The organism is Burkholderia sp. Tr-20390, from assembly GCF_017104595.1.
In the GTDB taxonomy this organism is placed as follows: domain Bacteria; phylum Pseudomonadota; class Gammaproteobacteria; order Burkholderiales; family Burkholderiaceae; genus Burkholderia.
Genome location: NZ_JAAGPC010000031.1, coordinates 1 through 23287, shown reverse-complemented (window position 1 = coordinate 23287; position 23287 = coordinate 1). Strand labels below are relative to the sequence as shown.

Annotated in this window: 23 protein-coding genes and 1 pseudogene; 19 read left to right on the top strand and 5 right to left on the bottom strand. The window is 67.7% G+C overall.

Annotated features, from left to right (window positions below):
- Positions 1-14 precede the first annotated feature (14 nt).
- A complete protein-coding gene (locus G3N98_RS11580; RefSeq protein WP_206148253.1) occupies positions 15-698 on the bottom strand; it encodes a phospholipase in 684 nt (227 codons plus the stop codon).
- A 215-nt stretch (positions 699-913) separates the two neighbouring features.
- Between G3N98_RS11580 and vapB the strand changes: the two genes are divergently transcribed.
- The 4 genes from vapB to G3N98_RS11560 all read left to right on the top strand — a co-directional run bounded on the left by vapB (position 914) and on the right by G3N98_RS11560 (position 3882).
- Positions 914-1156 carry a type II toxin-antitoxin system VapB family antitoxin gene (gene vapB, locus G3N98_RS11575; protein ID WP_206148252.1) on the top strand — a complete coding sequence of 81 codons (243 nt, stop codon included), beginning with the start codon at positions 914-916 and terminating at the stop codon, positions 1154-1156.
- Positions 1153-1560 carry a type II toxin-antitoxin system VapC family toxin gene (locus tag G3N98_RS11570; RefSeq protein ID WP_206148251.1) on the top strand — a complete coding sequence of 136 codons (408 nt, stop codon included), beginning with the start codon at positions 1153-1155 and terminating at the stop codon, positions 1558-1560. The genes vapB and G3N98_RS11570 overlap by 4 nt, the downstream gene beginning before the upstream one ends.
- A gap of 286 nt (positions 1561-1846) precedes the next feature.
- Positions 1847-2155: a DUF485 domain-containing protein gene (locus tag G3N98_RS11565; protein ID WP_043179330.1), complete on the top strand. Its 309-nt coding sequence runs from the start codon at positions 1847-1849 to the stop codon at positions 2153-2155.
- A complete protein-coding gene (locus G3N98_RS11560; protein WP_175238370.1) occupies positions 2152-3882 on the top strand; it encodes a cation acetate symporter in 1731 nt (576 codons plus the stop codon). Before G3N98_RS11565 ends, G3N98_RS11560 begins: the two co-directional genes overlap by 4 nt.
- Before the next feature lie 159 nt (positions 3883-4041).
- Here the strand turns inward: G3N98_RS11560 and G3N98_RS11555 are convergent, their stop codons facing one another.
- Positions 4042-4281 carry a hypothetical protein gene (locus tag G3N98_RS11555; protein ID WP_205813934.1) on the bottom strand — a complete coding sequence of 80 codons (240 nt, stop codon included), beginning with the start codon at positions 4279-4281 and terminating at the stop codon, positions 4042-4044.
- Between the two features lie 57 nt (positions 4282-4338).
- Between G3N98_RS11555 and G3N98_RS11550 the strand changes: the two genes are divergently transcribed.
- From G3N98_RS11550 to G3N98_RS11530, 5 genes are read left to right on the top strand one after another with little or no spacing between them, the layout of a single operon-like run.
- A complete protein-coding gene (locus G3N98_RS11550; protein ID WP_206148250.1) occupies positions 4339-6720 on the top strand; it encodes an MCP four helix bundle domain-containing protein in 2382 nt (793 codons plus the stop codon).
- A 22-nt stretch (positions 6721-6742) separates the two neighbouring features.
- Positions 6743-7471 (top strand): methyl-accepting chemotaxis protein, encoded by a 729-nt coding sequence (locus G3N98_RS11545; RefSeq protein ID WP_206148273.1) that lies wholly within the window; start codon positions 6743-6745, stop codon positions 7469-7471.
- Positions 7468-8049 (top strand): hypothetical protein, encoded by a 582-nt coding sequence (locus G3N98_RS11540; RefSeq protein WP_206148249.1) that lies wholly within the window; start codon positions 7468-7470, stop codon positions 8047-8049. The genes G3N98_RS11545 and G3N98_RS11540 overlap by 4 nt, the downstream gene beginning before the upstream one ends.
- A 32-nt stretch (positions 8050-8081) precedes the next feature.
- A complete protein-coding gene (locus G3N98_RS11535; protein ID WP_206148248.1) occupies positions 8082-9041 on the top strand; it encodes a chemotaxis protein CheX in 960 nt (319 codons plus the stop codon).
- Positions 9042-9081: 40 nt separating this feature from the next.
- Complete coding sequence (locus G3N98_RS11530; RefSeq protein WP_031401467.1) at positions 9082-9447, top strand: response regulator; 366 nt, start codon at positions 9082-9084, stop codon at positions 9445-9447.
- Between the two features lie 40 nt (positions 9448-9487).
- Here the strand turns inward: G3N98_RS11530 and G3N98_RS11525 are convergent, their stop codons facing one another.
- Positions 9488-10018: a DMT family transporter gene (locus tag G3N98_RS11525; protein WP_206148247.1), complete on the bottom strand. Its 531-nt coding sequence runs from the start codon at positions 10016-10018 to the stop codon at positions 9488-9490.
- Positions 10019-10108: 90 nt separating this feature from the next.
- On the opposite strand from G3N98_RS11525, the gene G3N98_RS11520 reads away from it, so the two are divergent.
- The 4 genes from G3N98_RS11520 (at position 10109) to G3N98_RS11505 (ending at position 13148) form a co-directional block, all read left to right on the top strand.
- A complete protein-coding gene (locus G3N98_RS11520; RefSeq protein ID WP_206148246.1) occupies positions 10109-11014 on the top strand; it encodes a LysR family transcriptional regulator in 906 nt (301 codons plus the stop codon).
- A gap of 144 nt (positions 11015-11158) precedes the next feature.
- Positions 11159-11746, top strand: a complete 588-nt coding sequence (locus G3N98_RS11515) for a hypothetical protein (protein WP_089474604.1) — start codon at positions 11159-11161, stop codon at positions 11744-11746.
- Between the two features lie 10 nt (positions 11747-11756).
- Complete coding sequence (locus G3N98_RS11510; RefSeq protein ID WP_089474605.1) at positions 11757-12209, top strand: DUF3592 domain-containing protein; 453 nt, start codon at positions 11757-11759, stop codon at positions 12207-12209.
- 144 nt (positions 12210-12353) lie between these two features.
- Positions 12354-13148: an enoyl-CoA hydratase gene (locus tag G3N98_RS11505; protein ID WP_206148245.1), complete on the top strand. Its 795-nt coding sequence runs from the start codon at positions 12354-12356 to the stop codon at positions 13146-13148.
- Positions 13149-13301: 153 nt separating this feature from the next.
- Here G3N98_RS11505 and alr read toward each other — a convergent pair whose 3' ends face one another.
- Entirely contained in the window at positions 13302-14423 is a 1122-nt protein-coding gene (gene alr / locus G3N98_RS11500) for an alanine racemase (protein WP_206148244.1), read from the bottom strand.
- A 301-nt stretch (positions 14424-14724) separates the two neighbouring features.
- Between alr and G3N98_RS11495 the strand changes: the two genes are divergently transcribed.
- Entirely contained in the window at positions 14725-15096 is a 372-nt protein-coding gene (locus G3N98_RS11495) for an MAPEG family protein (protein ID WP_089474608.1), read from the top strand.
- Between the two features lie 27 nt (positions 15097-15123).
- Here G3N98_RS11495 and G3N98_RS11490 read toward each other — a convergent pair whose 3' ends face one another.
- Positions 15124-16098: a LysR family transcriptional regulator gene (locus tag G3N98_RS11490; RefSeq protein WP_206148243.1), complete on the bottom strand. Its 975-nt coding sequence runs from the start codon at positions 16096-16098 to the stop codon at positions 15124-15126.
- A gap of 119 nt (positions 16099-16217) precedes the next feature.
- On the opposite strand from G3N98_RS11490, the gene G3N98_RS11485 reads away from it, so the two are divergent.
- The 5 genes and pseudogenes from G3N98_RS11485 to G3N98_RS11465 all read left to right on the top strand — a co-directional run.
- The gene (locus G3N98_RS11485; protein ID WP_206148242.1) at positions 16218-19757 is read left to right on the top strand and encodes an ABC transporter ATP-binding protein; all 3540 of its coding nucleotides are present in this window, start codon (positions 16218-16220) and stop codon (positions 19755-19757) included.
- A gap of 177 nt (positions 19758-19934) precedes the next feature.
- Positions 19935-20984, top strand: coding sequence for a C45 family peptidase (locus tag G3N98_RS11480; RefSeq protein ID WP_206148241.1), 1050 nt, complete (start codon positions 19935-19937; stop codon positions 20982-20984).
- Positions 20985-20999: 15 nt separating this feature from the next.
- The gene (locus G3N98_RS11475; RefSeq protein WP_206148240.1) at positions 21000-22334 is read left to right on the top strand and encodes an aspartate aminotransferase family protein; all 1335 of its coding nucleotides are present in this window, start codon (positions 21000-21002) and stop codon (positions 22332-22334) included.
- A gap of 32 nt (positions 22335-22366) precedes the next feature.
- Complete coding sequence (locus G3N98_RS11470; RefSeq protein ID WP_089457971.1) at positions 22367-22921, top strand: carboxymuconolactone decarboxylase family protein; 555 nt, start codon at positions 22367-22369, stop codon at positions 22919-22921.
- A gap of 161 nt (positions 22922-23082) precedes the next feature.
- Positions 23083-23287 (top strand): annotated as a pseudogene (locus G3N98_RS11465) (extensin); the annotation flags it as partial.

The window sequence follows — 23287 nt, the reverse complement described above, 5'->3', positions numbered from 1 at the left end:
GCGCCTCGTGACGGTCAGTTCAATCCGGTGCGTTCGCCGACCCAGCGGCCGAAATCGCCGGCCATCTCCGCGGTCAGCTCGTGACCGGCCGCGTACAGCCGCGTATCGTGCGCGACGCCGAGCGCCGTGAGTTTTGCGTCGGCGGTGTCGGCCCACGCGACGGGCAGCTTGTCGTCAGCGCGGCCGTGCATGATCAGCGCATGGAGCGGGCGAAGGGCATCGCGCGGCGCGATCAGCGGATCGATTTCGGGCAGGATGCGCCCGCACAGCACTGCAAATGCGGTGACGTCCTGCGGCGACGTGAGGCCGACGCTCGCGCTCATGATGCCGCCCTGGCTGAAGCCGGCAATCACCGTCGGCAACGCGGTGCCTGCGTCATCGTTGCCACGGAAGCTGCGCAGCAGCGTGATCAGCTTGAGTCGGCTCGCGTCCGCGCGGGCCGCGTCGATTTCGGGGCCGTTCGGGCCGAAGCGCACCGGAAACCACGCGTGCTGGTCGGGCCCGAACGCGAGCGGGGCGCGCAGGAAGGCGATCTCGATGCGCGGATCGATGACGTCGGCCAGGTTCAGCAGGTTGGTTTCGTTGCCGCCGACGCCATGCAGCAGCAACAGGCGGGCAGCGGGGCGGCCGGTGGCCGGGCGCAGCCGGTACTGGAGGCCCGACTCGGGATCGGTGGTCAGCGGCAGGACGTCGGTCATTGCGTGGGGTCCGGGAAGGGGAGCGATGCGACAGTCTAGGGCGTGCGGGCGGTGACGTGAATCGCCTGCGTGCGATTGATTGTTTCCTGGCAGGAATGAATCGGGTGTTCCGCGACGCCACGTTGCTCGTTGTTCATATACCGATCGGTTGACTCGTCATCGGCGCACGGAGTGGTTAAAGTAGATACATTCCGTAGATACACGAGGGGGCGAAGATGGATACTGCCAAGCTTTTCAAGCATGGCGGATCGCAGGCTGTCCGTCTGCCGAAGGATTTCCGCTTCGACACGACCGAGGTCCGGATTCGTCGCCACGGTTCATCCGTGATTCTCGAGCCGGTGCCGCAAGACTGGGCCTGGCTCACACCGCTGATCGGCCCGGTCGACGCCGATTTCGAAGCCGCCGCCACGACCGGGCCTGCCGCTCAGGAGCGACCGGATCTGGACGTATTTGAATGAAATTTCTGCTGGATACCCATGCGGTAATCGCCATCCTGAAAGGCGAGCCAGCCATGCTGGCCCGGCTGCGCGCGTATCAGCCAGCAGATTTCGGCATGCCGGCGATCGTCGCGCATGAACTCTATTACGGCGCCTACAAGAGCCAGAGAGCGGCTGCGAACGTGGCACGTGTCGAGGCACTTCAGTTCGAGGTGGTGTCGTTCGATGTCGAAGATGCTCAGCACGGCGGCGAGATTCGTGCGCATCTGACTGCGGCGGGCACCCCGATCGGTCCGTACGATGCGTTGATCGCCGGGCAGGCACGCGCTCGGCGTCTGGTGCTCGTCACCCATAACGTGCGCGAGTTTGCGCGAGTCCCGGGGCTACAGGTCGAGGATTGGCTCGCCGAAGCGCGTGAAAACTGATCGCGTCTAGTTCGCATCGATCGATGCGAGTGACTGTCCTTGCGCGGAAATGTCCGTTTATTGAGGACTATCGATAAATTGCGTCCTGACTAACCCGCATCGTTACGCTGAAACCGCATCGCCGTTGCAGCGCGCCCCGCACACGCATCCAGTGCCCCGCGTGCGGCAGCACCCCCTGCCGCTAGGGAAAACCATAGCGCGCACACGCAAGACCGAGTAAGCCCGCAGTCAGCTTCGCTCTTCAGAATCGCCACACTCATTCAAAAAGCAAACCAGGAGACAGGCGATGCATGATGGGTTGGTGAAAAAAATCGAAGCGCATCCGAAGTATGCGCAGCTCAAGCGACGGCGCAACACGCTCGGTATCTGCCTGACCGTGCTGATGCTGATCGTGTACTACGGCTACATCGCACTGATCGCATTCGACAAGTCGTTCCTCGCGAAGCCGGTGAGCACCGGCGTGACGAGCGTCGGCGTACCGGTCGGCATGGCGGTGATCGTGTTCACCGTCGTCATCACCGGCATCTACGTGCGCCGCGCGAACAACGAATACGATCAACTGACGCAGGACATCCTGCAGGACGTCGCCCAATGAAGAAGACACTTTCGATGACGCTGGTCGCGCTGCTGGCCGTGGGCGTGTGCGGCGTGGCCGTCGCGGGCGGCGGCGATGTCGGGCAGACCGCCAAGCAGGCCACCAACACCACGGCCATCGTCCTGTTCGCGCTGTTCGTGGCAGGAACGTTGTGGATCACCAAGTGGGCGGCGTCGCGCACGCGTTCCGCGGCGGATTTCTACACGGCCGGCGGCGGGATTACCGGGTTCCAGAACGGCCTGGCGATCTCGGGCGACTACATGTCGGCGGCATCCTTCCTCGGCATTTCCGCGGCGGTGATGACGTCGGGCTACGACGGCCTGATCTACTCGATCGGCTTCCTGGTCGGCTGGCCGATCATCACGTTCCTGATGGCCGAGCGGCTGCGCAACCTCGGCAAGTTCACCTTCGCCGACGTCGCGGGCTATCGCTTCGAGCAGGGGCCGATCCGCAGCTTCGCCGCGATCGGCACGCTGGTGGTGGTGGCGTTCTACCTGATCGCGCAGATGGTGGGCGCGGGGCAGCTCATCAAGCTGCTGTTCGGTCTCGACTACTGGGTGGCGGTCGTCATCGTCGGCGCGCTGATGATGGTCTACGTGCTGTTCGGCGGCATGACGGCCACCACCTGGGTGCAGATCATCAAGGCGTGCATGCTGCTCGCGGGCGTGACCTTCATGGCGATCATGGTGCTCGCGCAGTACGGCTTCAGCCCGGAGGCGCTGTTCGCCCATGCCGTGGAAGTCAAGACCGCGATCGCCGCGAACGCCGGCAAGTCGCCGGACGACGCGACGCGAATCGGGCTGTCGGTGATGTCGCCGGGCGGGTTCATCAAGGATCCGATCTCGGCCATTTCGTTCGGCATGGCGCTGATGTTCGGCACCGCCGGCCTGCCGCACATCCTGATGCGCTTCTTCACGGTGCCGGATGCGAAGGAAGCGCGTAAATCCGTGTTCTGGGCCACCACGTGGATCGGCTACTTCTACGTGCTGATCTTCATCATCGGCTTCGGTGCGATCACGCTGGTGCTGACCAATCCGGAACTGGCCGACGTGGCCAAGGGCGTGATCAAGGGCGGCGCGGGCACGGCCAACATGGCCGCGGTGCTGGTGGCCAAGACGGTGGGCGGCGACGTGTTCTACGGCTTCATCTCGGCCGTGGCGTTCGCGACGATCCTGGCGGTGGTGGCCGGGCTTACGCTGTCGGGTGCGTCCGCGGTGTCGCACGATCTCTATGCGACCGTCTTCAAGAACGGCAAGGCCAACAGTGCCGACGAGCTGAAGGTGTCGCGCATCACGACGCTGGTGCTCGGCGTGATCGCCGTGCTGCTGGGCATCGCGTTCGAGAAGCAGAACGTCGCGTTCATGGTGTCGCTGGCGTTTGCCGTGGCGGCATCGGCCAATTTCCCGGTGCTGTTCCTGTCGATGATGTGGAAGGGCTGCACCACGCGTGGCGCGGTCATCGGCGGCTTCCTCGGGCTGGTCTCGTCGGTGGGGCTGACGATCGTGTCGCCGTCGGTGTGGGAGGCGACGCTCGGTTATCCGAAGGGTTCGGCGTGGTTCCCGTACACGTCGCCCGCGTTGTTCTCGATGACGATCGGCTTCGTCGGCGTGTGGCTGTTCTCGGTGCTCGACACGAGCCTGCGCGCGAAGGCGGAGAAGGGCGCGTTCGCCGCGCAGCAGGTGCGTTCGGAAACGGGGCTGGGGGCGACGCGCGCCAGCAGCCACTGACCGGTCGGTAGTCGCTCACGCCCGCGCCGGGGCCCCCGATGCAGTCCATCGCATCGCGGGCCCCGGGCGGGCGGAATCGTTTTCATCCGTCCGTAGAATCACGCCAGGGCAATAAAAAATCGCGAATTCGACTGAATTCGTCGATAATGCGCAAACGTTTTACGAAAGCCCGATTGCGGCTAATTCGCGGATTAAATAAATAAAAATAAAATATCCGAGCGTGGAATTCAAAGGCCGCGCAGGATCGCCGATCGAAGCCTTGTGGCATGAGGTTAACGGCAGATCCCGGCAAACCTTTAGGGTGCTTTCGTCACAATTATTCATTTCATTTTTATCAATGAATGAATGATTTTCGGTCATCGGAGCGTCATACACCATCCCCGATAATTCGGCGCTCACATTCTTTCAATAGACCAAACGGCGATCGAAGCCGGATCGCTGCGGGGAGCTGTACTCATGACCATCCGTCATCGCATTACGCTGCTAGTCGTCCTGACGTTCTTCGCGCTGTCCGCGATCGGCATCTATGCCGTGTACCAGACCCGCAAGAGCGCGTCCGAGGTACGCCAGGTCACCCAGGGAATCGTGCCGAGCGCGCTCGCGTCGGCGGATCTCGTCGCCGATGTGAAGAACATCCAGATCGCGACGATGACGCTCGTCTATGCGCCCGACGCGAACACCGCCGCGCAGGCGCGCGACGAGCTGAAGGCGAAGCAGGGCGCGCTGCGCGCCGCGCTCGACGTGCAGGCGAAGTCGGCGGTCGGCCAGGCGCAGGTCGGGCTCGTCTCGCAGGCGAAGGAGAGCGCCACGAACTATTTCGCGGCGATCGACGACACCGTGAAGATGAAGGCCGACGGCAAGCCCGAGATGGCGCAGGCGTACCTGTTCGCGAACGTCGCGCAGTATCGCGACGAACTCGAAAGCATCGTCGACACGTTGCGCGTCGAGAAGAACCGCCAGAAGGACGACGCGATTAGCGCGCTGAACGGGATGCTGTCGACCACGGCGACCGCGATCGCGGGCGTCGCCGGCACGGTGATCGTGCTGCTGACCGCACTGGGCTTGCTGCTGTATCGCCAGATCACGCGCCCGCTGATCGGGATGCAGACGGCGATGAGCGAGATCGCGAAGAGCCAGGATTTCACGCGCCGCGTGCCGGTGGGCCGGATGGACGAAATCGGCCATTCGATCGTCGCGTTCAACGGGATGATCGAGAAGATCCAGGAGAACTCGGCGCAGCTCAAGCAGAAGACGGCCGACATCCAGGCGATGCTGCAGAACATGCAGCAGGGGATCCTGACCGTCGTCGAAGGCGGCGTCGTGCATGCGGAGTATTCGGCGTACCTCGAAACCATCTTCGAGACGAGCGACATCCCGGGCCGCGACCTGATGGCGCTCGTGTTCGACGACTCGAACATCGGTTCCGACGCGCGCTCGCAGGTCGATGCGGCCGTGCACGCATGCCTCGGCGAAGACAGCATGAACTTCGCGTTCAACGAGCACCTGCTCGTGAACGAAGTCGCGAAGCGGATGCCGGACGGCCGCGACAAGTGGCTCGACCTGAGCTGGTCGGCGATCACCGACGAGACCGACACGGTCGTGCGCCTGATGCTGTGCGTGCGCGACGTGACCGAGATTCGCGAGTTGACCGCGCAGGCCGGCGAGCAGCAGCGCCGCCTCGAAATGATCGGCGAGATTCTGTCGATCAGCCAGGACAAGTTCCACGACTTCGTCCACAGCGCGAAGGGCTTCCTCAGCGAGAACGAGCGGATGATCCGCCAGCACGAGCGCGCCGATCACTCGATCGTCGCGGCGCTGTTCCGCAACATGCACACGATCAAGGGCAATGCGCGCACGTACAGCCTCCAGCACCTGACCAACATCGTCCACGAAGCGGAGCAGGCGTACGACTCGCTGCGCCGCGCGGACGGCGGCCCGGAGTGGAACCGCGACGCGCTGATGGACGACCTGGCCCGCGTGCGCGACGCGGTCGAGCACTACGCGACGATCAACGCGGTCACGCTCGGCCGCAGCGGCGAAGCGGTGCAGGGCGCCGACTTCCTGATGGTCGAACGCGCGCACATCAGCGAGAGCCTGCGCGTGCTCGACGGTGCCGATCCGGCGAACGCGTCCGACTGGCACGCGGCGCGCGACGCCGTGCGCCGCATGCTGAGCCAGCTCGGCACGCAGGGCATCGGCGATGCGCTCGGCGGCGTGATCGAGTCGCTGCCGTCGCTCGCGGCTGAGCTCGGCAAGCCGGCGCCGGTCGTGCATATCGACAGCCACGGCCACCGCGTGCGCAGCGAAATCGCCGCGACGCTGAAGAACGTGTTCATGCACCTGCTGCGCAATTCGATGGACCACGGGATCGAATCGTCCGACGAGCGGCGCGCGGCCGGCAAGGCGGCGTCCGGCACGATCGACATCGCGGTCGGCGTGGGCGGCGGCGAGCTGTGGTTCGTGCTGAGCGACGACGGCCGCGGCCTTGCGCTCGACCGGATTCGCGGCATCGCGCGCGAGCGCGGCTGGATCGATGCCGGCCACGACGCGGCGCTGTCCGACGACGAGGTGGCCGAGCTGATCTTCCGGCCGGGTTTCTCGACCGCGAGCACGGTGACCGAAGTGTCGGGGCGCGGCGTCGGCATGGACGCGGTGCGCAACTTCCTGAAGCGCGACGGCGGCGACATCGCGCTGCGCTTCACCGACGATCGCGTCGGCGCGCCGTATCGCGCGTTCGAGACGATCGTGTCGCTGCCGGCCCGCTTCGCGGCGGACGGTGCCGCCCAGGGCGTCGTGCACGAGCATGCGCGCAGCGCGGATATCGGCGCGGCGGAGTGACGACGTGATCGGGCAGGCGTGGATGATCCAGATGGCCGCCGCACTGGCGGGCGGTGTCGTCGTCGCCATCGTGGCGGCGGTGGTGTTTCGCGTGACGCGCACGCGGTTCGTCGCGGCGCACGAGCGCGATACGGCGCAGTTGCGTGGCGCGCTCGACGCAGCCGACGCGCGCGTCGCCGACGCCGCGTCGGCGCATGCGGAGGCGGCCGACGCATGGGCGCAGCGCGAGGCGGCGCTCGAGGATGCGCTGGCGCGCGAGACGTCCGCCGCCGGCTCGCAGCGCGACGCGATGCAGGCGCTGTCGGCCGATCGCGCGGCGCTCGCGCAGCACGCGCTGAAGATCGCCGACGAAGCCGCGCGCCTGCGTGGGCTCGCCGGCACGTTCGAGCGCTGGCACGAGCAGATGATCTCGCTGACCACGCAGAACCAGGACATGCGTGCGAAGAACCAGGAGCTGTCGGCGATCGTCGCGCACGTGTCGATCGTGTCGCTGAACGCGTCGATCGAGGCCGCGCGCGCCGGCACGGCCGGGCGCGGCTTCTCGATCGTCGCGAGCGAGGTGCGCGGGCTGGCCGCGCGCTCGCAGCAACTGTCGAACAGCTATCGCGACAGCCTGAACCGCAACGATCTCGTGACGGCCGCGACGTTCCAGGACATCCAGGCCGGCGGCAAGATGATCACGGCCGCGCTCGCGACCGTCGAGACGCTGGCCGGGCAGTTGCACGCGCGGATCGAGGGAGAAGCCGCGTGATCAGTGCGCAGGCGAGGGCCGGGTTCGAACGGATCTTTTTCGATGCCGCGCGCACGCGGCTCGCGGCAGGCGGCGCGTGCGACATCCGGCCGCGAGCCGGGCACGAACACGACGCGCCGGACCACGCGCACGCGAAGTCGCGATCGAAGCCGCAGGCGCCCGAACATGTGGTTGTGCTGACGATCTCCGCACTGCATTTCCGCCTGCTGCTCGCGCTGCGCTTCAGCGACGACGACGCGACGCGCCGCCATTTCGCCGGCGCGACAGCGGGCGCGAACAGCCAGCGATCGTTGACCGACGCGTTCATGGAAGTCGCGAACCTGTGTTGCGGCGCGATCAACCAGGCGCTGACCGCGTCGTTTCCCGACCTCGGGATGTCGACGCCTTACCTGCTGAGCGGCGCGAGCATCGACTTCATGCACGCGCTCTCGCCCGATTACGTGGCCGCCTACGACTTGACGCTCGATGGCGACGTGCGGGTCGGCGCGACGTTGTGCGTGTGCGCGAACGCGCCGGTCGATTTCCATGTGCCGGAGACGGCCGTGATGGAAACCGGCGGCGAACTCGAACTGTTCTGACCGACCCTGATCGACCATGAGGAAACCTTGAGATGACCCTGGACAAACCCGTCAGCAAGGTGCTCGTACTCGACGACAGTCGCGCGCACGCCGACGCGATCAAGCGCTTCTGCGACGAGCACAACCTGGTCGGCCTGACCGTGCGGCGCAGCCGGTTGCTGAAGGTGCTGCGCTCGAACATCGACCTGGGCGCGATCCTGCTGGCCGAGGATTACGGCGGTTCGGCGGCCGAGAGCGCGATCATCGCGACGCAGATCGATGCGCTGCGCCCCGAATTGCCGATCATCCTGCGCCGCGAATCGCTCGCGTCGCGCGACGGGCTGCCGGAGGCGCTCGCGCGCGTCGCGTGCGCGGCCTACGTCGCGGACGACATGACGCCGCTCAAGCGCGCGATCGACGAATACCTGTTCGGCCGCGACTACCCGAACGCACTCGTGCGCGGCATCTCGGAGATCACCGAGGCGCGCATCGACAGCCTGTTCCCGGGCATGACGATCGAGCACGAAACGCCGTGCATCGTGCGCGACCAGATCATCTTCGGCGAAGTGTTCAGCCTGATCGCGCTCGAAAGCGCATGGTGCCGCGGCTACATGCTGCTGCAGACGAGCGAGCAGCCGCTGCTCGACATGATTGGCGGCACGCGCGAAGACGGCCGCGCGCCGGATTTCCGCGACGTGAACAGCGTGCTCGGCGAGCTGACCAATCTCGTATGGGGCGCGTTCAAGAACCGCTATCTCGGCGACGCCGAGGCGCTGGCGCGCCATCCGGTGCAGGTGCCGCTCGTCGTCAATCACAAGCAGAAGTTCATCTCGTTCGGCGGCGATTGCCCGCAGCTCTGCTTCAAGTACCGGATGACCGATCCGGCATCGGGGCGCTCCGTGTGCCTCGACCAGCGCTTCGTGTTCAGCCTGAGCTGGTCGCCGGAGGATTTCCGTGAATCGGTGCAGGACGTGGGGCCGATGGTCGAATCGGGTGAACTCGAACTGTTTTGAATACTGAAGTCAGCAACAAGGAAAGGAAGGGGAATACGACATGGCAAAGATTCTGGTGGTCGACGATTCGGGCACGGTGCGCGACGAGGTCGCGGGCTTCCTGCGCAATCACGGGCTCGACGTCGCGACGGCCGTCGACGGCAAGGACGGGCTCGCGAAGCTCAAGGCAACGCCCGGCGTGCGCCTCGTGATCAGCGACGTGAACATGCCGAACATGGACGGCCTGACGATGGTCGAGAAGATCCGCGGCGAGCTGGCGAACGCGACGGTCAACGTCGTGATGCTGACGACCGAAAGCAGCCCGGCGATGAAGGAGCGCGGCAAGGCCGCCGGCGTGAAGGGCTGGATCGTGAAGCCGTTCAAGGGTGACGCGGTGCTCGACGCGCTGAAGAAGCTCGCGGGCTGACGCCCGTCGGGCGGCGGCGCACCCGCGCCCGCCCGCGCATTCAGCGCTGCGGTTCGGGTTGCGCGGCCGCCGCGTCGCCGGTCGCGGCCGGCACGCGTGGTGCGGGCGTCTGCCATTGCACGACGATCATTCCCGCGAAGATCAGCGCGACGCCCGCGATGCGGCCGGGGGTCGCGAGCCGCTGCGCGAGCCCCATCAGCCCGTAGTGGTCGATCAGCAGCGACGCGAGCATTTGCCCGGCGACGACGCAGACGATGAAGGTCGTCGCGCCGAGCCGCGGCGTCAGGATCAGCGCGAGCGTGATGTAGATCACGCCCGCGAGGCCGCCGAGCCACATCCACAGCGGGCGCTGCAGCGCGTCGCCGACGAGCGGCGCGTTCGCACGCGTCGCCAGCAGCACGGGCAGCACCGCGAGCAGGCTCACCGTCAGCGACGCGACGCTCGCCCACAGCGGGTGGCCGAGCGCGCGCCCCAGCGCGGCATTGCTGCCGCCTTGCAGCGGCACGAGCGCGCCGGCGACGAAGGCCGCGACGGCGAGCGGAAAGGTGGCGAAGGACAGGGAAGTCGTCATCTTGGTCGGTCGTGAAAGGATGTTGAAATGATTGTTGTCCATTAAGATCACGAATGGAAATTCGTTCTTCGGATGCTTCATATTCCTTTCATGAATAATCTGGCCCGCATCGACCTGAACCTGCTCGTGACGCTGCATGTGTTGCTGAGCGAAAAACACATCTCGCGTGCCGCCGTTCGGCTGCACCGCAGTCAGCCGGCCGTGAGCCATGCGCTCGCGCGGCTGCGCGACATCTTCGGCGATCCGTTGCTCGTGCGGCGCGCGGGCCGGCTCGAACTCACCGCGCGTGCGAACGAACTGGTCGAGCCGCTGAACGACGTCCTCGGCCGGCTCGGCGCGCTGATCGAGCCGCCGGCGTTCGATCCGTCCGCGGCCACGCGCGTGTTTCGCATCGCGATGTCCGACTACGGCGCGCGGATCGTGCTGCCGGCGCTCGTGAAGACGCTGCGTGCCGACGCGCCGGGCATCGAGCTGATCGTGTCGCAGGCCACCCGCGAGGCGATGCGGATGCAGCTGATGGACGGTGAGGTCGATCTCGCGCTCGGCGTGTTGCCCGCGATGCAGCGCGACCTGCACGCGCAACCGTTGTTCGTCGAATCGTTCGCGTGCGTGGCCGATGCGAGCCGCCTGCCGCGCCGCGGCGAACTCGCGCTCGATGCGTGGCTCGCGCGGCCGCATGCGCTCGTCGCGATGCGCGACGGGATGGACAACGAAGTCGATCGCGCGCTCGCGCGGCTACGGCGCGAGCGGCACATCGCGGTGATCCTGCCGTTCTGGGGAGTGGCGAACGACCTGATCGCCGGCACCGACCTCGTGCTGACCGTCGCGCGGCGCAACCTCGATCGCGTGCGCGACGATGCGCGGCTGCGCGTGTTCGCGCCGCCGTTCCCGATCGATTCGTTCGAGTTCGCGCAGCACTGGCACGAGCGCCGGCACGGCGACGCCGCGCACATCTGGCTGCGGCAGACGATCGCGCGCGTCGCGAGCGGCGGGTAGCCGCGCGGTGTGGCCGGCGGGACGCGCGTGCAATTTACAGCGCGCCGCGATCTCCGTATCCTGCCGGATGCCGAGGGCGGCGTGCCTGCGCGACCTGCGCGGCACGCACGGCATCCACAACAATCAGGAACGGGACACCTTCCCATGACAATCAAGATCGATCGGGCAGCGCTCGCGCGCGGCGCATGCGTGACGCTGATGGCCGCGCTGGCCGGCGGATGCGCGAACACCACCGGGCAGCCGAATGCCCAACAGGCTGCCGTCAGCAGCGGTTCGTCATACACGTGCAACCCCACGCAGGCCGATGGGCTGGTGACGGCCGGGAAGGGCGTCAACGGGTGCTACTTCGTGCTGCACGATCCCGCGACGAAGCAGCCGCTGCCGAACACGCGCTATGCGTTCGCGCTGTACACGAGCGCGGCCCAGGACAACCGTGAACTCGAAGTCGAAGGATCGACCGACGCACAAGGGCGCACGGCCTACATGCGTTCCTCGGCGCCGATCGATGCGGCGCGCATGGTGCTCGTCCGCACGATCGGCGACGGCCCGACGGGGCGCATCCCGGTGCTGGTCCGGCCGCAGGACGGCAAGCGCATTCCGTTCGCGACGTACAGGATCACCGGCTGCAACGGCCCGTACGAAGGTGTGACCGACGAAACGGGGCGCGGGGTGATGTACCGCTGCAAGACGAAGTCGAAGATCGACGTGTCGTTCCAGCAGTCGCGACCTTGAGGTGAGCGCAATGGTGTCCGGATCCGGTCGCACCGACGCGCAGCAGACGGAAACGCTGATCGCGAAGGGCGTCGTCTTTACCATCGTCGGTACGTGCCTGCTGATCGGCGCTGCCCTGTACGCGCAGTCGACGCGCGAATTCCTGCGGACGTCGGTCGTCGTGCCGGGGCGGGTCATCAAGCTGAACGCGGGCCCGCATCATCCGGAGATCGCGTTCACGACGCTCGCGGGCGAGCACGTCGAATACCCGCAGGGCGGCGAGGTCAGCGTGGAGGAGGGCGCGACGGTCGAGGTGCGCTACGCACCCGATGCGCCCCATATGACGGCGCGGATGAATACGTTCGGCGCGATCTGGGGGAGCGTACTGACCTTCGGCGGGATGGGCGCCGTCTTTTTCCTCGTCGGCGCCAGTCAACTGCGCTCGGGCGTGCGCGCGTGGCGCGGCGGGCGCAAGCGGACATGACCGTGTGAGCCTGTTGCACCCCGACTGGACGTCGCACGGAATGTGGAGGAGCATTTCATCATCACGGTGCCGTGAACGTGCACGCATCATCGCCGCGCGTTCGCGCCGCATCGAATCCTGCCGAACCCCATCGAGCGGAACATCATGAAATCCGATCAAGACACGGCCGAGCCGATCCTGTTGCGCGACGCGCACGACGGCGTCGTCACGCTGCGGCTAAACCGTCCGCAGCAATTCAATGCACTGTCCGAGGCGATGCTGGCGAGCCTGCACGATGCGTTCGAGTCGCTGGCGGCCGATCCGCACGTGCGCTGCGTCGTGCTGGCCGCGCAAGGCAAGGCGTTCTGCGCGGGCCACGACCTGCGGCAGATGCGCAGCCAGCCCGAACTCGATTACTACCGCACGCTGTTCGCGCAGTGCAGCCGCGTGATGCTCGCGATGCGCGCGTTACCGGTGCCGGTGATCGCGCGCGTGCAGGGCATCGCGACGGCCGCCGGCTGCCAGCTCGTCGCCGCGTGCGACCTGGCGATCGCGGCCGATACCGCGCGCTTCGCGGTATCGGGCATCAACGTCGGGCTGTTCTGTTCGACGCCGGCTGTCGCATTGAGCCGCAACGTCACGACGAAGCGCGCATTCGACATGCTCGTGACCGGGCGCTTCGTCGATGCGGCAACGGCCGCCGCGTGGGGCCTCGTCAACGAGGCCGTGCCCGAGGATGCGCTCGATGCGGCCGTTGCACGCAAGGTCGCGGAGATCGTCGCGAAGAGCCCGGCGGCGGTGCGGTATGGCAAGCAGATGTTCTATCGCCAGCGCGAGTTGCCGCTCGACGAAGCCTATGCGTATGCGGGCGACGTGATGGCGCGCAACATGATGGAAGAGGATGCCGGCGAAGGGATCGACGCGTTCCTCGAGAAGCGCAAGCCGACGTGGCGTTCGTAGTGCGTTATTAACGGAGTGCGGCGAGCGACGCGGAAGGGCCGTCACCCACGCCATTCGCTCGCACGGAAAAGCAAACGGGCCGCCCGAGGCGACCCGCAACCGAAGCGCACGTCAGGCGACGCAACAGCACGTGCGCCGCCGCATCCAAGCCGGTCAGCGCCCGTAGCTCCCGGTCCGCAGCGTCGGCTGCTCGCTCGACGCACCCGGCGGCACGATCACGACCGGCACGCGGCGCGCGAGCGCGCACATCAGCTCGTAGCCGATCGTGCCGCTGGCTTCCGCCACGTCATCCACCTTCACCTGGTCGCCCCACAGCTCGACAGGCGATCCGATGCCAGCGTTCGGGCATGGCGTCAGATCGACGGTCAGCATGTCCATCGACACACGGCCGACGACGCGTGTCATCACGCCGTCCACCGCGATCGGCGTGCCGGTCGGTGCGTGGCGCGGATAGCCGTCCGCATAGCCGCACGCGACGACGCCGATCCGCATCGGCCGGTCGGCCGTGAAGCGGCGGCCGTAGCCGACGGTCTCTTCCGGCGACAGCGTCTGCACACCGATGATCTTGCTCGTCAGCGTCATCGCGGCCATCAGCGGCGTGTCGGCGATAGCCCGCGCCGCACCCGTCGGCGACGCACCGTACAGGATCGTGCCGGGCCGCACCCAGTCGCGGTGCGCGCGCGGATGCCACAGCACGGCGGCGGAATTCGACGTCGAGCGCTCGCCCGGAATCCCCGCGGTGGTCGCATCGAACTGGTCGAGCTGCCAGTCGACTTCGCCTTCGTCGGCGTTCGCGAAATGCATCATCAGCGTGATCTTGCCGATCGACGGCGCGCTCGCCGCGCGCTCCCACGCGGCCCGGAAAACGGCGGGGCGGTAGCCGAGCCGGTTCATCCCGGAGTTCATCTTGAGCTGGATGCCGATCGGCTGCTGCGGCTTTGCGGCGATCAGCAGGTCGAGCTGCTCGTCGCAGTGCACGGCCACCGTCAGGCGGTGGCGATCGGCCAGCTCGACGTCGGCCGGCTCGAAGATCCCTTCGAGCAGCAGCATGGGCTTGTCCCAGCCGAGTTCGCGCACGCGCACGGCTTCGTCGAGATCGAGCAGCGCGATGCCGTCGGCGGCGGCGAGGCCCGGGTAGATCCGCTCGATGCCGTGACCGTACGCATTGGCCTTGACCACGGCCCACACGCGCGATTGCGCGGCGGTGCGGCGGATGAAGTCGAGGTTGTGGCGGACGGCGTCAGGGCGGATATGGGCGACGATGGGACGGGGCATGGCGATGTCTCGGATCGGATGTCGTTCGGCGCGCGCGACGGCGCGGGTTCGGCGGCCTGGCGCGACAACGTGCCGGGCCAGTGTTGAACGCTATCTTATTGGTGTTCGACCAGTTTTAATTAACGTTTTTGTCGATGATTTGGTGGAAATTTTGGTGTCGAGCCAGGCTGGCCGCGGCCGTCGGCGGGCCGTGCAGCCGAGTCTCCCGTCTAGAAAACCGGTGCGCGAACAGCACGACGCAATGCTAAGCTCTCGGCGATCTTGTCATTGATCAATGTAATCATAAAGGAGGAGACTTTTGATGACGACGTCCCAGCTGTGCCTGTTCATCGTGGCGCTGTTGCCGTTCTCGATGACGTTTCTCGCGAAGGCCCGCAAGGGCTACGACAACCGCGCGCCGCGCGACTACCTGGCGAAGCTCGAAGGCTGGCGCGCCCGCGCGCAGGCCGCGCACCAGAACGGGTGGGAAGCGCTTGCGCTGTTCACGGCCGCGCTGGTGGTGGCATGGCACAACGGCGCGAACGTGCATCGCGTCGACCAGCTGGCGATGGCGTTCGTCGCGATCCGTGTCGTCTATATGCTGTTGTACCTGCTGAACTGGGCGTCGCTGCGTTCGCTCGTGTGGTTCGGCGGGATGGCGTGCGTGGTGGCGTTGTTCTTCGCTGCGCCGTAAGCGGCGCATGCGGGCGAGGCCGGCGCGTTACTTGCCGGTCGCGCCGCCCGTGCCCCGCACGCGGCTGTCGTTGGATGCGGGCGCAACGATCGGGCCCGCGATGGGCGCTGCTTCCGCTTCCGCGTGGGCTTCCGCTTCGCGGCGCAGGAACGCGATCAATGGATCGAGCAGCCGGTGCCGTGTCGACGGGTTGCGGCGCAGCACGAAGCGCCACGACGCGGTGCGTTCGAGGCCCGGCCTCAGCGGCACGAGGCGCCCGCTGCGCAGCTCGGGCTCGATCAGCGGCGCGCGCCCGAGCGCGATGCCCGCGCCGCCGACCGCCGCGCCGATGACCTGGCTGAAACTGCTGTAGCGGACGATCTTCGTCTCGAAGTCGCCCGGCAGGCCGAACTCCGTGGACCAGTTGCGCCAGTCGATCTCGGGGCTGTGCTCGTGCATCTCCTGAAGCAGCCGGGAGCGGCACACGTTCACGGACGCATACGGATGCAGTTCGGGGCTGCATACCGGGAACACCGTTTCCTGCAGCAGGATGTCGTCGTCGGCCTGCAGCCGGTGCGCGGGCACGTGCACGATCGCCAGATCGACGCCGCTGCGCGCGAAATCCGGTTCGTCGTCGAGCACGACGGCATGCAGCGGCGTGTCGGGATGAAGCGACGAGAATTCCGCGAGGCGGCGGGCGAGCCACATCGCCGAAAACGGCGCGTTGGCGGATACGGTGAGCCGTTGCGCGGTGCCGCGAATCTCGGCACAGGCGTCGGTGAGCCGCGACAGCGCATCGCTGACGGCCGGCAGCAGGCGTGCGCCGGCCGGCGTGAGGCTGATGCCGCCGAGCCCGGTGCTGCGTTCGAGCAGCCGCGCGCCGAGCGATTCCTCGAGCGCGCGAATCTGGTGACTGACCGCACTCGTCGACACGTTCAGCTCCGCCGCCGCGCGCGCGAACCCGCCGAGGCGGACGGCCGCCTCGAAAGCTCGCAATGCGCTGAGGGGAGGGAGGTGCGACATGCGGGGTATTGTAGTTGACTCAACACCCGTTGAAAAATCATCTTTTGCCGCGCACGGGCGGCGCGGGTAGCCTCGATCCGGTCAAGAAAAAACATCATCGGACACCACCGGAGGGCTTCATGTATTTCGACCGACGACTATGGGCAATGATGGCGGGACTGCGCTGGCGGGTGGCCGCGGCCGTCGCGCTCGGCCTGCTCGCGATGGGTGTCGGGATCCTGCGTTTCGTCTTTCTCGGCCGCGTGCTGGCGCTGGTCTTTTCCGTTGCGCCGGCACGCAGCATCGGCGAAGCCGTCGTTGCAACGGCGGCATGCGTGCTGCTGCGCGCGTGGCTCGACCATCGCCGCACGGTGCTCGCGCAGCACACGGCCGGGCGCGTGCAGGCCACGTTGCGCGCGCGGCTGTTCGACCGGATCGCCGCACTCGGCCCTGCGTGGTTCAGCGGCGAACGCACGGGCGGCGTGATGCTGGCCGTCGTCGATGGCGTCGAACAATTGCAGACCTTTTTCGGCACCTATTTGCCGCAGCTCGTGATCGCCGCGTGCGCGCCGGTGATGATCTTCGCGGTGCTCGCATGGTGGGACGTGCCGACGGCCGCGATCCTGCTGGTCGCGGCGCTCGTCACGCTCGCGCTGCCGCAACTCGTGCATCGCGCCGACAAGCGCGCGGCACTCGCACGCTCGGCCGCCTTCAAGGCGTTCGGCGAGGAGTTTCTCGACGCGGTGCAAGGCCTGCCGACGCTGAAGGCGTTCGGGCAAAGCACGGCATTCGGCGCGAAGCTGGCCGCGAAGGCGCGCGCACTGTCCGACAGCACGTTCTGGGTGCTCGCGCTCGGCCTGCTGACGCGGTTCTTCACCGATCTCGGCACCGGCCTCGGCGCGGCCGCCGCGATCGCGGTCGGCGCGTGGCGCGTGCGGCACGGCGACATGAGCCTCGAGGCGCTGCTGATCGTGCTGATGGCCGGCAGCGAAATCTTCCGGCCGCTGCGCGACCTGCGTGCCGTGCTGCACCAGGGGATGATCGGCCAGTCGGCGGCGAATGCGATCCACGCGCTGCTCGACGCGCAGAGTCATGCACCGGCCACCGATGCGCCGCGCGTCACGGGCCTGCGGCCGGAGATCGCGTTCGACGCCGTCCGCTTCGCGTATCCGGGGCGCCGCGCGGACGCGCATGCGGCGCTGAGCTTCTCGGTGCGCGAAGGCGAGACGGTGGCGATCGTCGGGCCGAGCGGCGCGGGCAAGTCGACCATCGTGCGCCTGCTGTTGCGCCAGCACGATGCGCAGGGCGGCGCGATCCGCATCGGCGGCCACGACGTGCGCACGCTCGATGCCGGCCAGGTGCGCGAGATGATCGCGGTCGTCGCGCAGGATGCGACGCTGTTCGACGGCAGCGTGGCCGACAACCTGCGGCTCGGCCGCCCCGACGCGAGCGACGCGGACATGATCGCCGCCGCGCGCGCGGCCAACGCACACGATTTCATCTCGGCGCTGCCCGACGGCTACGCGACGCGCATCGGCGAACGCGGGCTCATGCTGTCGGGCGGCCAGCGCCAGCGTCTCGCGATTGCCCGTGCGCTGTTGCGCGATGCGCCGATCCTGTTGCTCGACGAGGCGCTGTCGTCGGTCGACGCGGAGAACGAAGCGCTGATCCAGCAGGCGCTCGACCGGCTCACGCGCGGGCGGACCACGCTCGTGCTCGCGCACCGGCTGTCCAGCGTGATCGGCGCCGACCGCATCCTGGTGCTCGACCAGGGGCAGGTGGTCGACGAAGGGACGCACGCGGCGCTGATCGCGCGCGACGGCCCGTATCGCCGGCTGATGGGGCCGCAACTGGAAGCGGTCGCCGAATCGGTCGGCGTGGCGGCAACGGCCGGCGCGACCGCGCGCGCGTCGTCGGGCCCGCAGGTGCGGCCGTTGAACGACGATGCGGCGGAGATCGGCTGGCCGGAAACCCTGCAGACGCTGCTGCGCTTCGTGCGTCCGTGGACGGGCAAGGTCGTGCTGACGGTGCTGTTCGGGATCGGCCGCGTGCTCGCATTCATCGGCGTCGGCGTGATCGGCGCGCTGGTGGTCGGTGCGGTACCGAGCGGCCACGTGAGCCCGACGCTCGTCACCGCGCTGCTCGTGATCGCGCCCGTGGCGGCCGTGCTGCACTGGCTCGAATCGTGGCTCGCGCACGACATGGCGTACCGGCTGCTCGCGGAAATGCGCATCGCGCTGTTCGCGACGCTCGAGCGTCTCGCGCCGGCCGGGCTGCTGCGCCGTCGTTCCGGCGATCTCGTGTCGCTCGCCACGCAGGACGTCGAGACCGTCGAGTATTTCTATGCGCACACGCTGGCGCCCGCGTTCGTCGCGGTGCTCGTGCCGGCTGCCGTGCTGGTGCTGCTCGCGTCGGTCGCCTGGCCGCTCGCGCTCGTGCTGCTGCCGTTCCTGTTGTGGGCCGGGCTTGCGCCGGTGCTGGCGCGGCGCGACGTCGACCGGCTCGGCACCGGCGCACGCGAAGCGCTCGGCCAGCTCGGCGCGCACCTGACCGAAACGATCCAGGGGCTCGCGGAGCTGACCGCGTTCCAGGCCATTGCGCGCCGGCGCGCAGCGTTCGTGGCCGAAGTCGACGCGTACCGCAAGCAACGCGCAAAGCTGCTCGACGATCTGTCGGCGCAAAGTGCCGCGCTGGAAATCGCGAGCGGGCTCGGCGGGCTGGTCGTCGCGGCGCTCGGTGCGCTGCTGTGCGCACGCGGCTGGTTTCCGCGCGAGTCGTTGCCGCTGCTGGTGCTGGTGGCGGTGGCCGCGTTCATGCCGGTGGCCGAAATCGGCCAGGTCGCGCGCCAGCTCGCCGATACGATCGCGTCGACGCGCCGCTTGCGCGCGCTGGAGAAGGAGCCGGTGCCGGTGACGGACGGCACGCATGCGATGCCGGCCGATCCGGCGGTGCGTTTCGAGACTACGTCCTTCACGTACCCGGGCCGCAGCGTGCCCGCGATCGACCGCGTGAGCTTCGAGGTGCCGCCCGGCAGCACGGTCGCGCTGGTCGGCGCATCGGGCGCCGGCAAGTCGACGGTCGCGAGCCTGCTGCTGCGCTTCTGGGATCCGCAGCAGGGCCGCGTGACGCTCGGCGGCGTCGACCTGCGCGACCTGCGGCTCGACGACCTGCGCCAGCACATCGCACTGGTTGCGCAGGATACCTACCTGTTCAACGACACGCTCGAAGCGAACATCCGGCTCGCCGCGAGCGATGCGTCCGACGCGGACGTGCAGCGCGCGATCGACCATGCGGCGCTCGGCGACTTCGTCGCGCGGCTGCCGGACGGGCTGGCAACGCGCGTCGGCGAGCGCGGCGTGCAGCTGTCGGGCGGCCAGCGCCAGCGTGTCGCGATTGCGCGTGCGTTCCTCAAGGATGCGCCGGTGCTGATCCTCGACGAAGCGACGTCCCATCTGGACACGATCAGCGAGCAGCAGATCCGCGCGGCGCTGGAAGACCTGATGACGCAGCGCACGTCGATCATCATCGCGCACCGGCTGTCGACCGTGCGCAACGCCGACCTGATCCTCGTGATGGAGCACGGCAGCGTGATCGAGGCCGGACGGCATGCGGACCTGATGGCGCGGCAGGGCGCGTATGCGCGGCTCGTGTCGCATCAGGCGAGCGGGGTGGCGGCGTAGCGAAGTAACGCGTCGACGATCGAGGCCGTCTCTCGTGTTGCCAGGGCCCTGCTATTGACAACATATGTTGTGTGATTGTTTAATTCTTCATCGCGTGTTGCGATCCACTGGCGGTGGATGCGCCGTCATCATTTGACGGGGCCCGCCAGCCACCGGAATTCGACCCTTTCACTCGACATGCCGCTTTCCCTTTCCCCCGTCATCGCCGGTGCGCCGTTCGACATCGGCGTGCGCCTCGGCGAGCTCGCCCGCCCCGTGTTCGATGAATACATGCAGCAGAGCAGCGCGTGGCAGGCCGTGCGTCGCTGGCGCGGCCATCCGTTCGTCGCCGCGCTGCGGCAGGCTGCGCTGGCCGCGTATCCGGATCTCGTCGCGGAGCTGGACGGGATCGCGGCCGGTGTCGGCTGGCCGGCCGAGGACATCTTCTTGTGGAACTGCCGCGGCGAGCTGATCCATAACGCGCCGGACGGCTGCACGACGCTTGCCGCGCGCGACGCGGCCGGCACGCGCTGGATCGCGCACAACGAGGACGGCGATCCGTACCTGCGCGAGCGCTGCCTGCTCGTCGACGTGCAGCCGGCGGGCAAGCCGGGTTTCATCAGCTTCTACTACCCCGGTTCGCTGCCGGGCCATACCTTTGCGGCGAACCGCGCGGGCATCGCGCAGGCGATCAACAACCTGCGGATCCGCACGCCGGCAGCGGGCGTGCCGCGCATGATCCTCGCGCGCGCCGTGCTCGATGCGACGTCGCTCGACGCGGCGGCCGACGTGCTGCGCGGCCATGCGCGTGCAAGCGGCTTTCATCACACGCTGGGCGCGACCGGCGATGCGCGGCTGCTGAGCATCGAGGCAAGCGTCGCGCGCTGTTCGGTGGTCGACGTCACGCGGCTCGCGGGGCATGCGAACCATCTCGTGCATCCCGGCTGCGACGCGGAAGCGCAGATCGTCACGCAATCGTCGGCCGACCGCCAGCGCCGCGTCGATGCGCTCACGCCCGCCATCGACGCGATCGACGAAGCCGCGCTGCTGCGCGTGCTCGGCGATCGTGCGCCGCAAGGGCTGCCGATCTACCGCGACGATCCGGCCGACCCCGACGACGAGAACACGCTGGCCACGGCCGTGTTCGCGATCGGCGCGGCATCGATCGATTTCACTCTTCACCAACACGGCACGCAGCGTTTCGCGACGCGCATCGTGCCGTCCGGACGCGCGCACGACGCGTCCTGATCCATGAGGCAACGCATGACGACCGTTTTCCATCGCGCTCCGCGCGCCACCTTGCCCGTTGCCGTCGCAGGCGACGGCATCGAGATCATCGATTCGACCGGCAAACGCTATATCGACGCGTGCGGCGGCGCGGCCGTTTCGTGTCTCGGCCACAGCAACCAGCGCGTGATCGACGCGATCAAGCGGCAGGCGCAGCAACTGGCGTACGCGCATACGTCGTTCTTCACGACCGACGTGGCCGAGGAACTGGCCGACCGGCTCGTCGACGCCGCGCCGGCCGGCCTCGAACACGTGTATTTCGTGTCGGGCGGCTCCGAGGCGGTCGAGGCCGCGCTGAAGCTCGCGCGCCAGTATTTCGTCGAGAAGGGCGAGCCGCAGCGCCGCCATTTCATCGCGCGACGCCAGAGCTATCACGGCAACACGCTCGGCGCGCTCGCGATCGGCGGCAATGCGTGGCGGCGCGAGCCGTTCCTGCCGCTGCTGATCGAGGCGCACCACGTGAGCCCGTGTTATGCGTACCGCGACCAGCAGGCGGGGGAAACCGACGAAGCGTATGCGCAACGCCTCGCGGACGAACTCGAGCAAAAGATCGTCGAACTCGGCGCGGACAACGTCGCGGCGTTCGTCGCGGAAACGGTGGTGGGCGCAACGGCCGGCGCGGTGCCGCCGGTGCGCACGTACCTGAAGAAGATTCGCGCGGTGTGCGACAAGTACGGCGTGCTGCTGATCCTCGACGAGATCATGTCGGGGATGGGGCGCACGGGCTACCTGTATGCGTGCGATGAAGACGGCGTCGCGCCCGACCTGCTGACGATCGCGAAAGGGCTCGGCGCGGGCTACCAGCCGATCGGCGCGACGCTCGTCAGCGACCGCATCTACCGGACGATCGTCGACGGCTCGGGCTTCTTCCAGCACGGCCACACGTACCTCGGCCACGCAACCGCGTGCGCGGCCGCGCTCGAAGTGCAGCGCGTGATCGCCGAGGAGAAGCTGCTCGACAACGTGAAGGCGCGCGGCGAGCAACTGCGCGCATCGTTGCGCGAGCATTACGGCGCGCATCCGCATATCGGCGACGTGCGCGGCCGCGGGTTGTTCGTCGGCGTCGAGCTCGTGCGCGATCGAGACAGCAAGGCGACGTTCGATCCGGCGCTGAAGCTTCATGCGGCGGTCAAGCGCGAAGCGATGCAGCGCGGCCTGATGGTGTATCCGATGGGCGGTACGATCGACGGCGTGCACGGCGATCACATCCTGGTCGCGCCGCCGTTCATTTGCACCGCGCGGCAGATCGATACGATCGTCGAGCGGCTGTCGGGCGCGATCGGTGCGGCGCTCGCGTCGGCCGGCGCATGACCGCATTTGTCGAACCTTGTCCGGACTTCGCCATGACCAACAGATTGCCTCCGTTCGATCCCGCATCGGCCACCGATGAACAGAAGGCCGTGCTGGCCGACATTCTCAGCGGCCCGCGCGGCAACCTGAACGGGCCGTTTCTCGGCTGGATCGCGAGCCCCGAGCTGGCGCAACATGCGCAGAAGCTCGGCGCGTTCTGCCGCTATCGCACGGGCCTGCCGCTGCGCCTGTCGGAACTCGCGATTCTCGTGACGGCCGCGCGCTGGCGCTCGCAGGCCGAGTGGCACATCCACCATCCGATCGCACTCGACGCGGGCGTGCCGGCCGCGACGGCCGACGCGATCCGGCGCGGCGTCGCGCCCGCCTTCGAGTCGGACGACGATGCGCTGATCCATGCGTTCGCGAGCGAGCTGTACGACACGCGGCGCGTGAGCGACGCGACGTTCGCACGCGCGCAAGCGCGCTTCGGCCACGAAACCGTCGTCAATCTCGTTGCATTGCTCGGCTACTACGCGCTCGTCGCGATGACGCTGAACACGTTCGGCATGCGCGCGCAAGGGCAGACCGAATTGCCGTTTCCGGAGTGATGCCCGTGCGTTGATCGTGCCGGAACGACGGAGGCGATACGTCTGACGAACGGTTTGCCAAACGTGTTCCGGCACAATGCAACCAAATGTATTCGTGCGGGATCGACGGCCGATCGCCGGGTATGATGGCTTGTTCACGTCGATATGAGCGGTGAGCAAGCATGACGAGTACCCGCAAGACCTTGATGATCGCCGGTGGGCTCCTGGTAGCCGCGGCCGGCACTGCCTACGTGATGCTCCTGCGTGCGGATCACCGCGCGATCGAGGATGCCGGCATCGGCGATTCGGCCGCGCCCGTTGCCGCGGCGCCCGCGGGCAACGATCACGCCGTGCAGGGCACCATCGCGCCGCCGGCCCCGGCCGCCA

What these genes read in the sequence shown, in the direction of transcription:
- G3N98_RS11580 (WP_206148253.1), bottom strand. Translation starts at nt 698, where the DNA reads ATGACCGACGTCCTGCCGCTGACCACCGATCCCGAGTCGGGCCTCCAG.
- vapB (WP_206148252.1), top strand. Translation starts at nt 914, where the DNA reads ATGGATACTGCCAAGCTTTTCAAGCATGGCGGATCGCAGGCTGTCCGT.
- G3N98_RS11570 (WP_206148251.1), top strand. Translation starts at nt 1,153, where the DNA reads ATGAAATTTCTGCTGGATACCCATGCGGTAATCGCCATCCTGAAAGGC.
- G3N98_RS11565 (WP_043179330.1), top strand. Translation starts at nt 1,847, where the DNA reads ATGCATGATGGGTTGGTGAAAAAAATCGAAGCGCATCCGAAGTATGCG.
- G3N98_RS11560 (WP_175238370.1), top strand. Translation starts at nt 2,152, where the DNA reads ATGAAGAAGACACTTTCGATGACGCTGGTCGCGCTGCTGGCCGTGGGC.
- G3N98_RS11550 (WP_206148250.1), top strand. Translation starts at nt 4,339, where the DNA reads ATGACCATCCGTCATCGCATTACGCTGCTAGTCGTCCTGACGTTCTTC.
- G3N98_RS11545 (WP_206148273.1), top strand. Translation starts at nt 6,743, where the DNA reads ATGATCCAGATGGCCGCCGCACTGGCGGGCGGTGTCGTCGTCGCCATC.
- G3N98_RS11535 (WP_206148248.1), top strand. Translation starts at nt 8,082, where the DNA reads ATGACCCTGGACAAACCCGTCAGCAAGGTGCTCGTACTCGACGACAGT.
- G3N98_RS11530 (WP_031401467.1), top strand. Translation starts at nt 9,082, where the DNA reads ATGGCAAAGATTCTGGTGGTCGACGATTCGGGCACGGTGCGCGACGAG.
- G3N98_RS11525 (WP_206148247.1), bottom strand. Translation starts at nt 10,018, where the DNA reads ATGACGACTTCCCTGTCCTTCGCCACCTTTCCGCTCGCCGTCGCGGCC.
- G3N98_RS11520 (WP_206148246.1), top strand. Translation starts at nt 10,109, where the DNA reads ATGAATAATCTGGCCCGCATCGACCTGAACCTGCTCGTGACGCTGCAT.
- G3N98_RS11515 (WP_089474604.1), top strand. Translation starts at nt 11,159, where the DNA reads ATGACAATCAAGATCGATCGGGCAGCGCTCGCGCGCGGCGCATGCGTG.
- G3N98_RS11510 (WP_089474605.1), top strand. Translation starts at nt 11,757, where the DNA reads ATGGTGTCCGGATCCGGTCGCACCGACGCGCAGCAGACGGAAACGCTG.
- G3N98_RS11505 (WP_206148245.1), top strand. Translation starts at nt 12,354, where the DNA reads ATGAAATCCGATCAAGACACGGCCGAGCCGATCCTGTTGCGCGACGCG.
- alr (WP_206148244.1), bottom strand. Translation starts at nt 14,423, where the DNA reads ATGCCCCGTCCCATCGTCGCCCATATCCGCCCTGACGCCGTCCGCCAC.
- G3N98_RS11495 (WP_089474608.1), top strand. Translation starts at nt 14,725, where the DNA reads ATGACGACGTCCCAGCTGTGCCTGTTCATCGTGGCGCTGTTGCCGTTC.
- G3N98_RS11490 (WP_206148243.1), bottom strand. Translation starts at nt 16,098, where the DNA reads ATGTCGCACCTCCCTCCCCTCAGCGCATTGCGAGCTTTCGAGGCGGCC.
- G3N98_RS11485 (WP_206148242.1), top strand. Translation starts at nt 16,218, where the DNA reads ATGTATTTCGACCGACGACTATGGGCAATGATGGCGGGACTGCGCTGG.
- G3N98_RS11480 (WP_206148241.1), top strand. Translation starts at nt 19,935, where the DNA reads ATGCCGCTTTCCCTTTCCCCCGTCATCGCCGGTGCGCCGTTCGACATC.
- G3N98_RS11475 (WP_206148240.1), top strand. Translation starts at nt 21,000, where the DNA reads ATGACGACCGTTTTCCATCGCGCTCCGCGCGCCACCTTGCCCGTTGCC.
- G3N98_RS11470 (WP_089457971.1), top strand. Translation starts at nt 22,367, where the DNA reads ATGACCAACAGATTGCCTCCGTTCGATCCCGCATCGGCCACCGATGAA.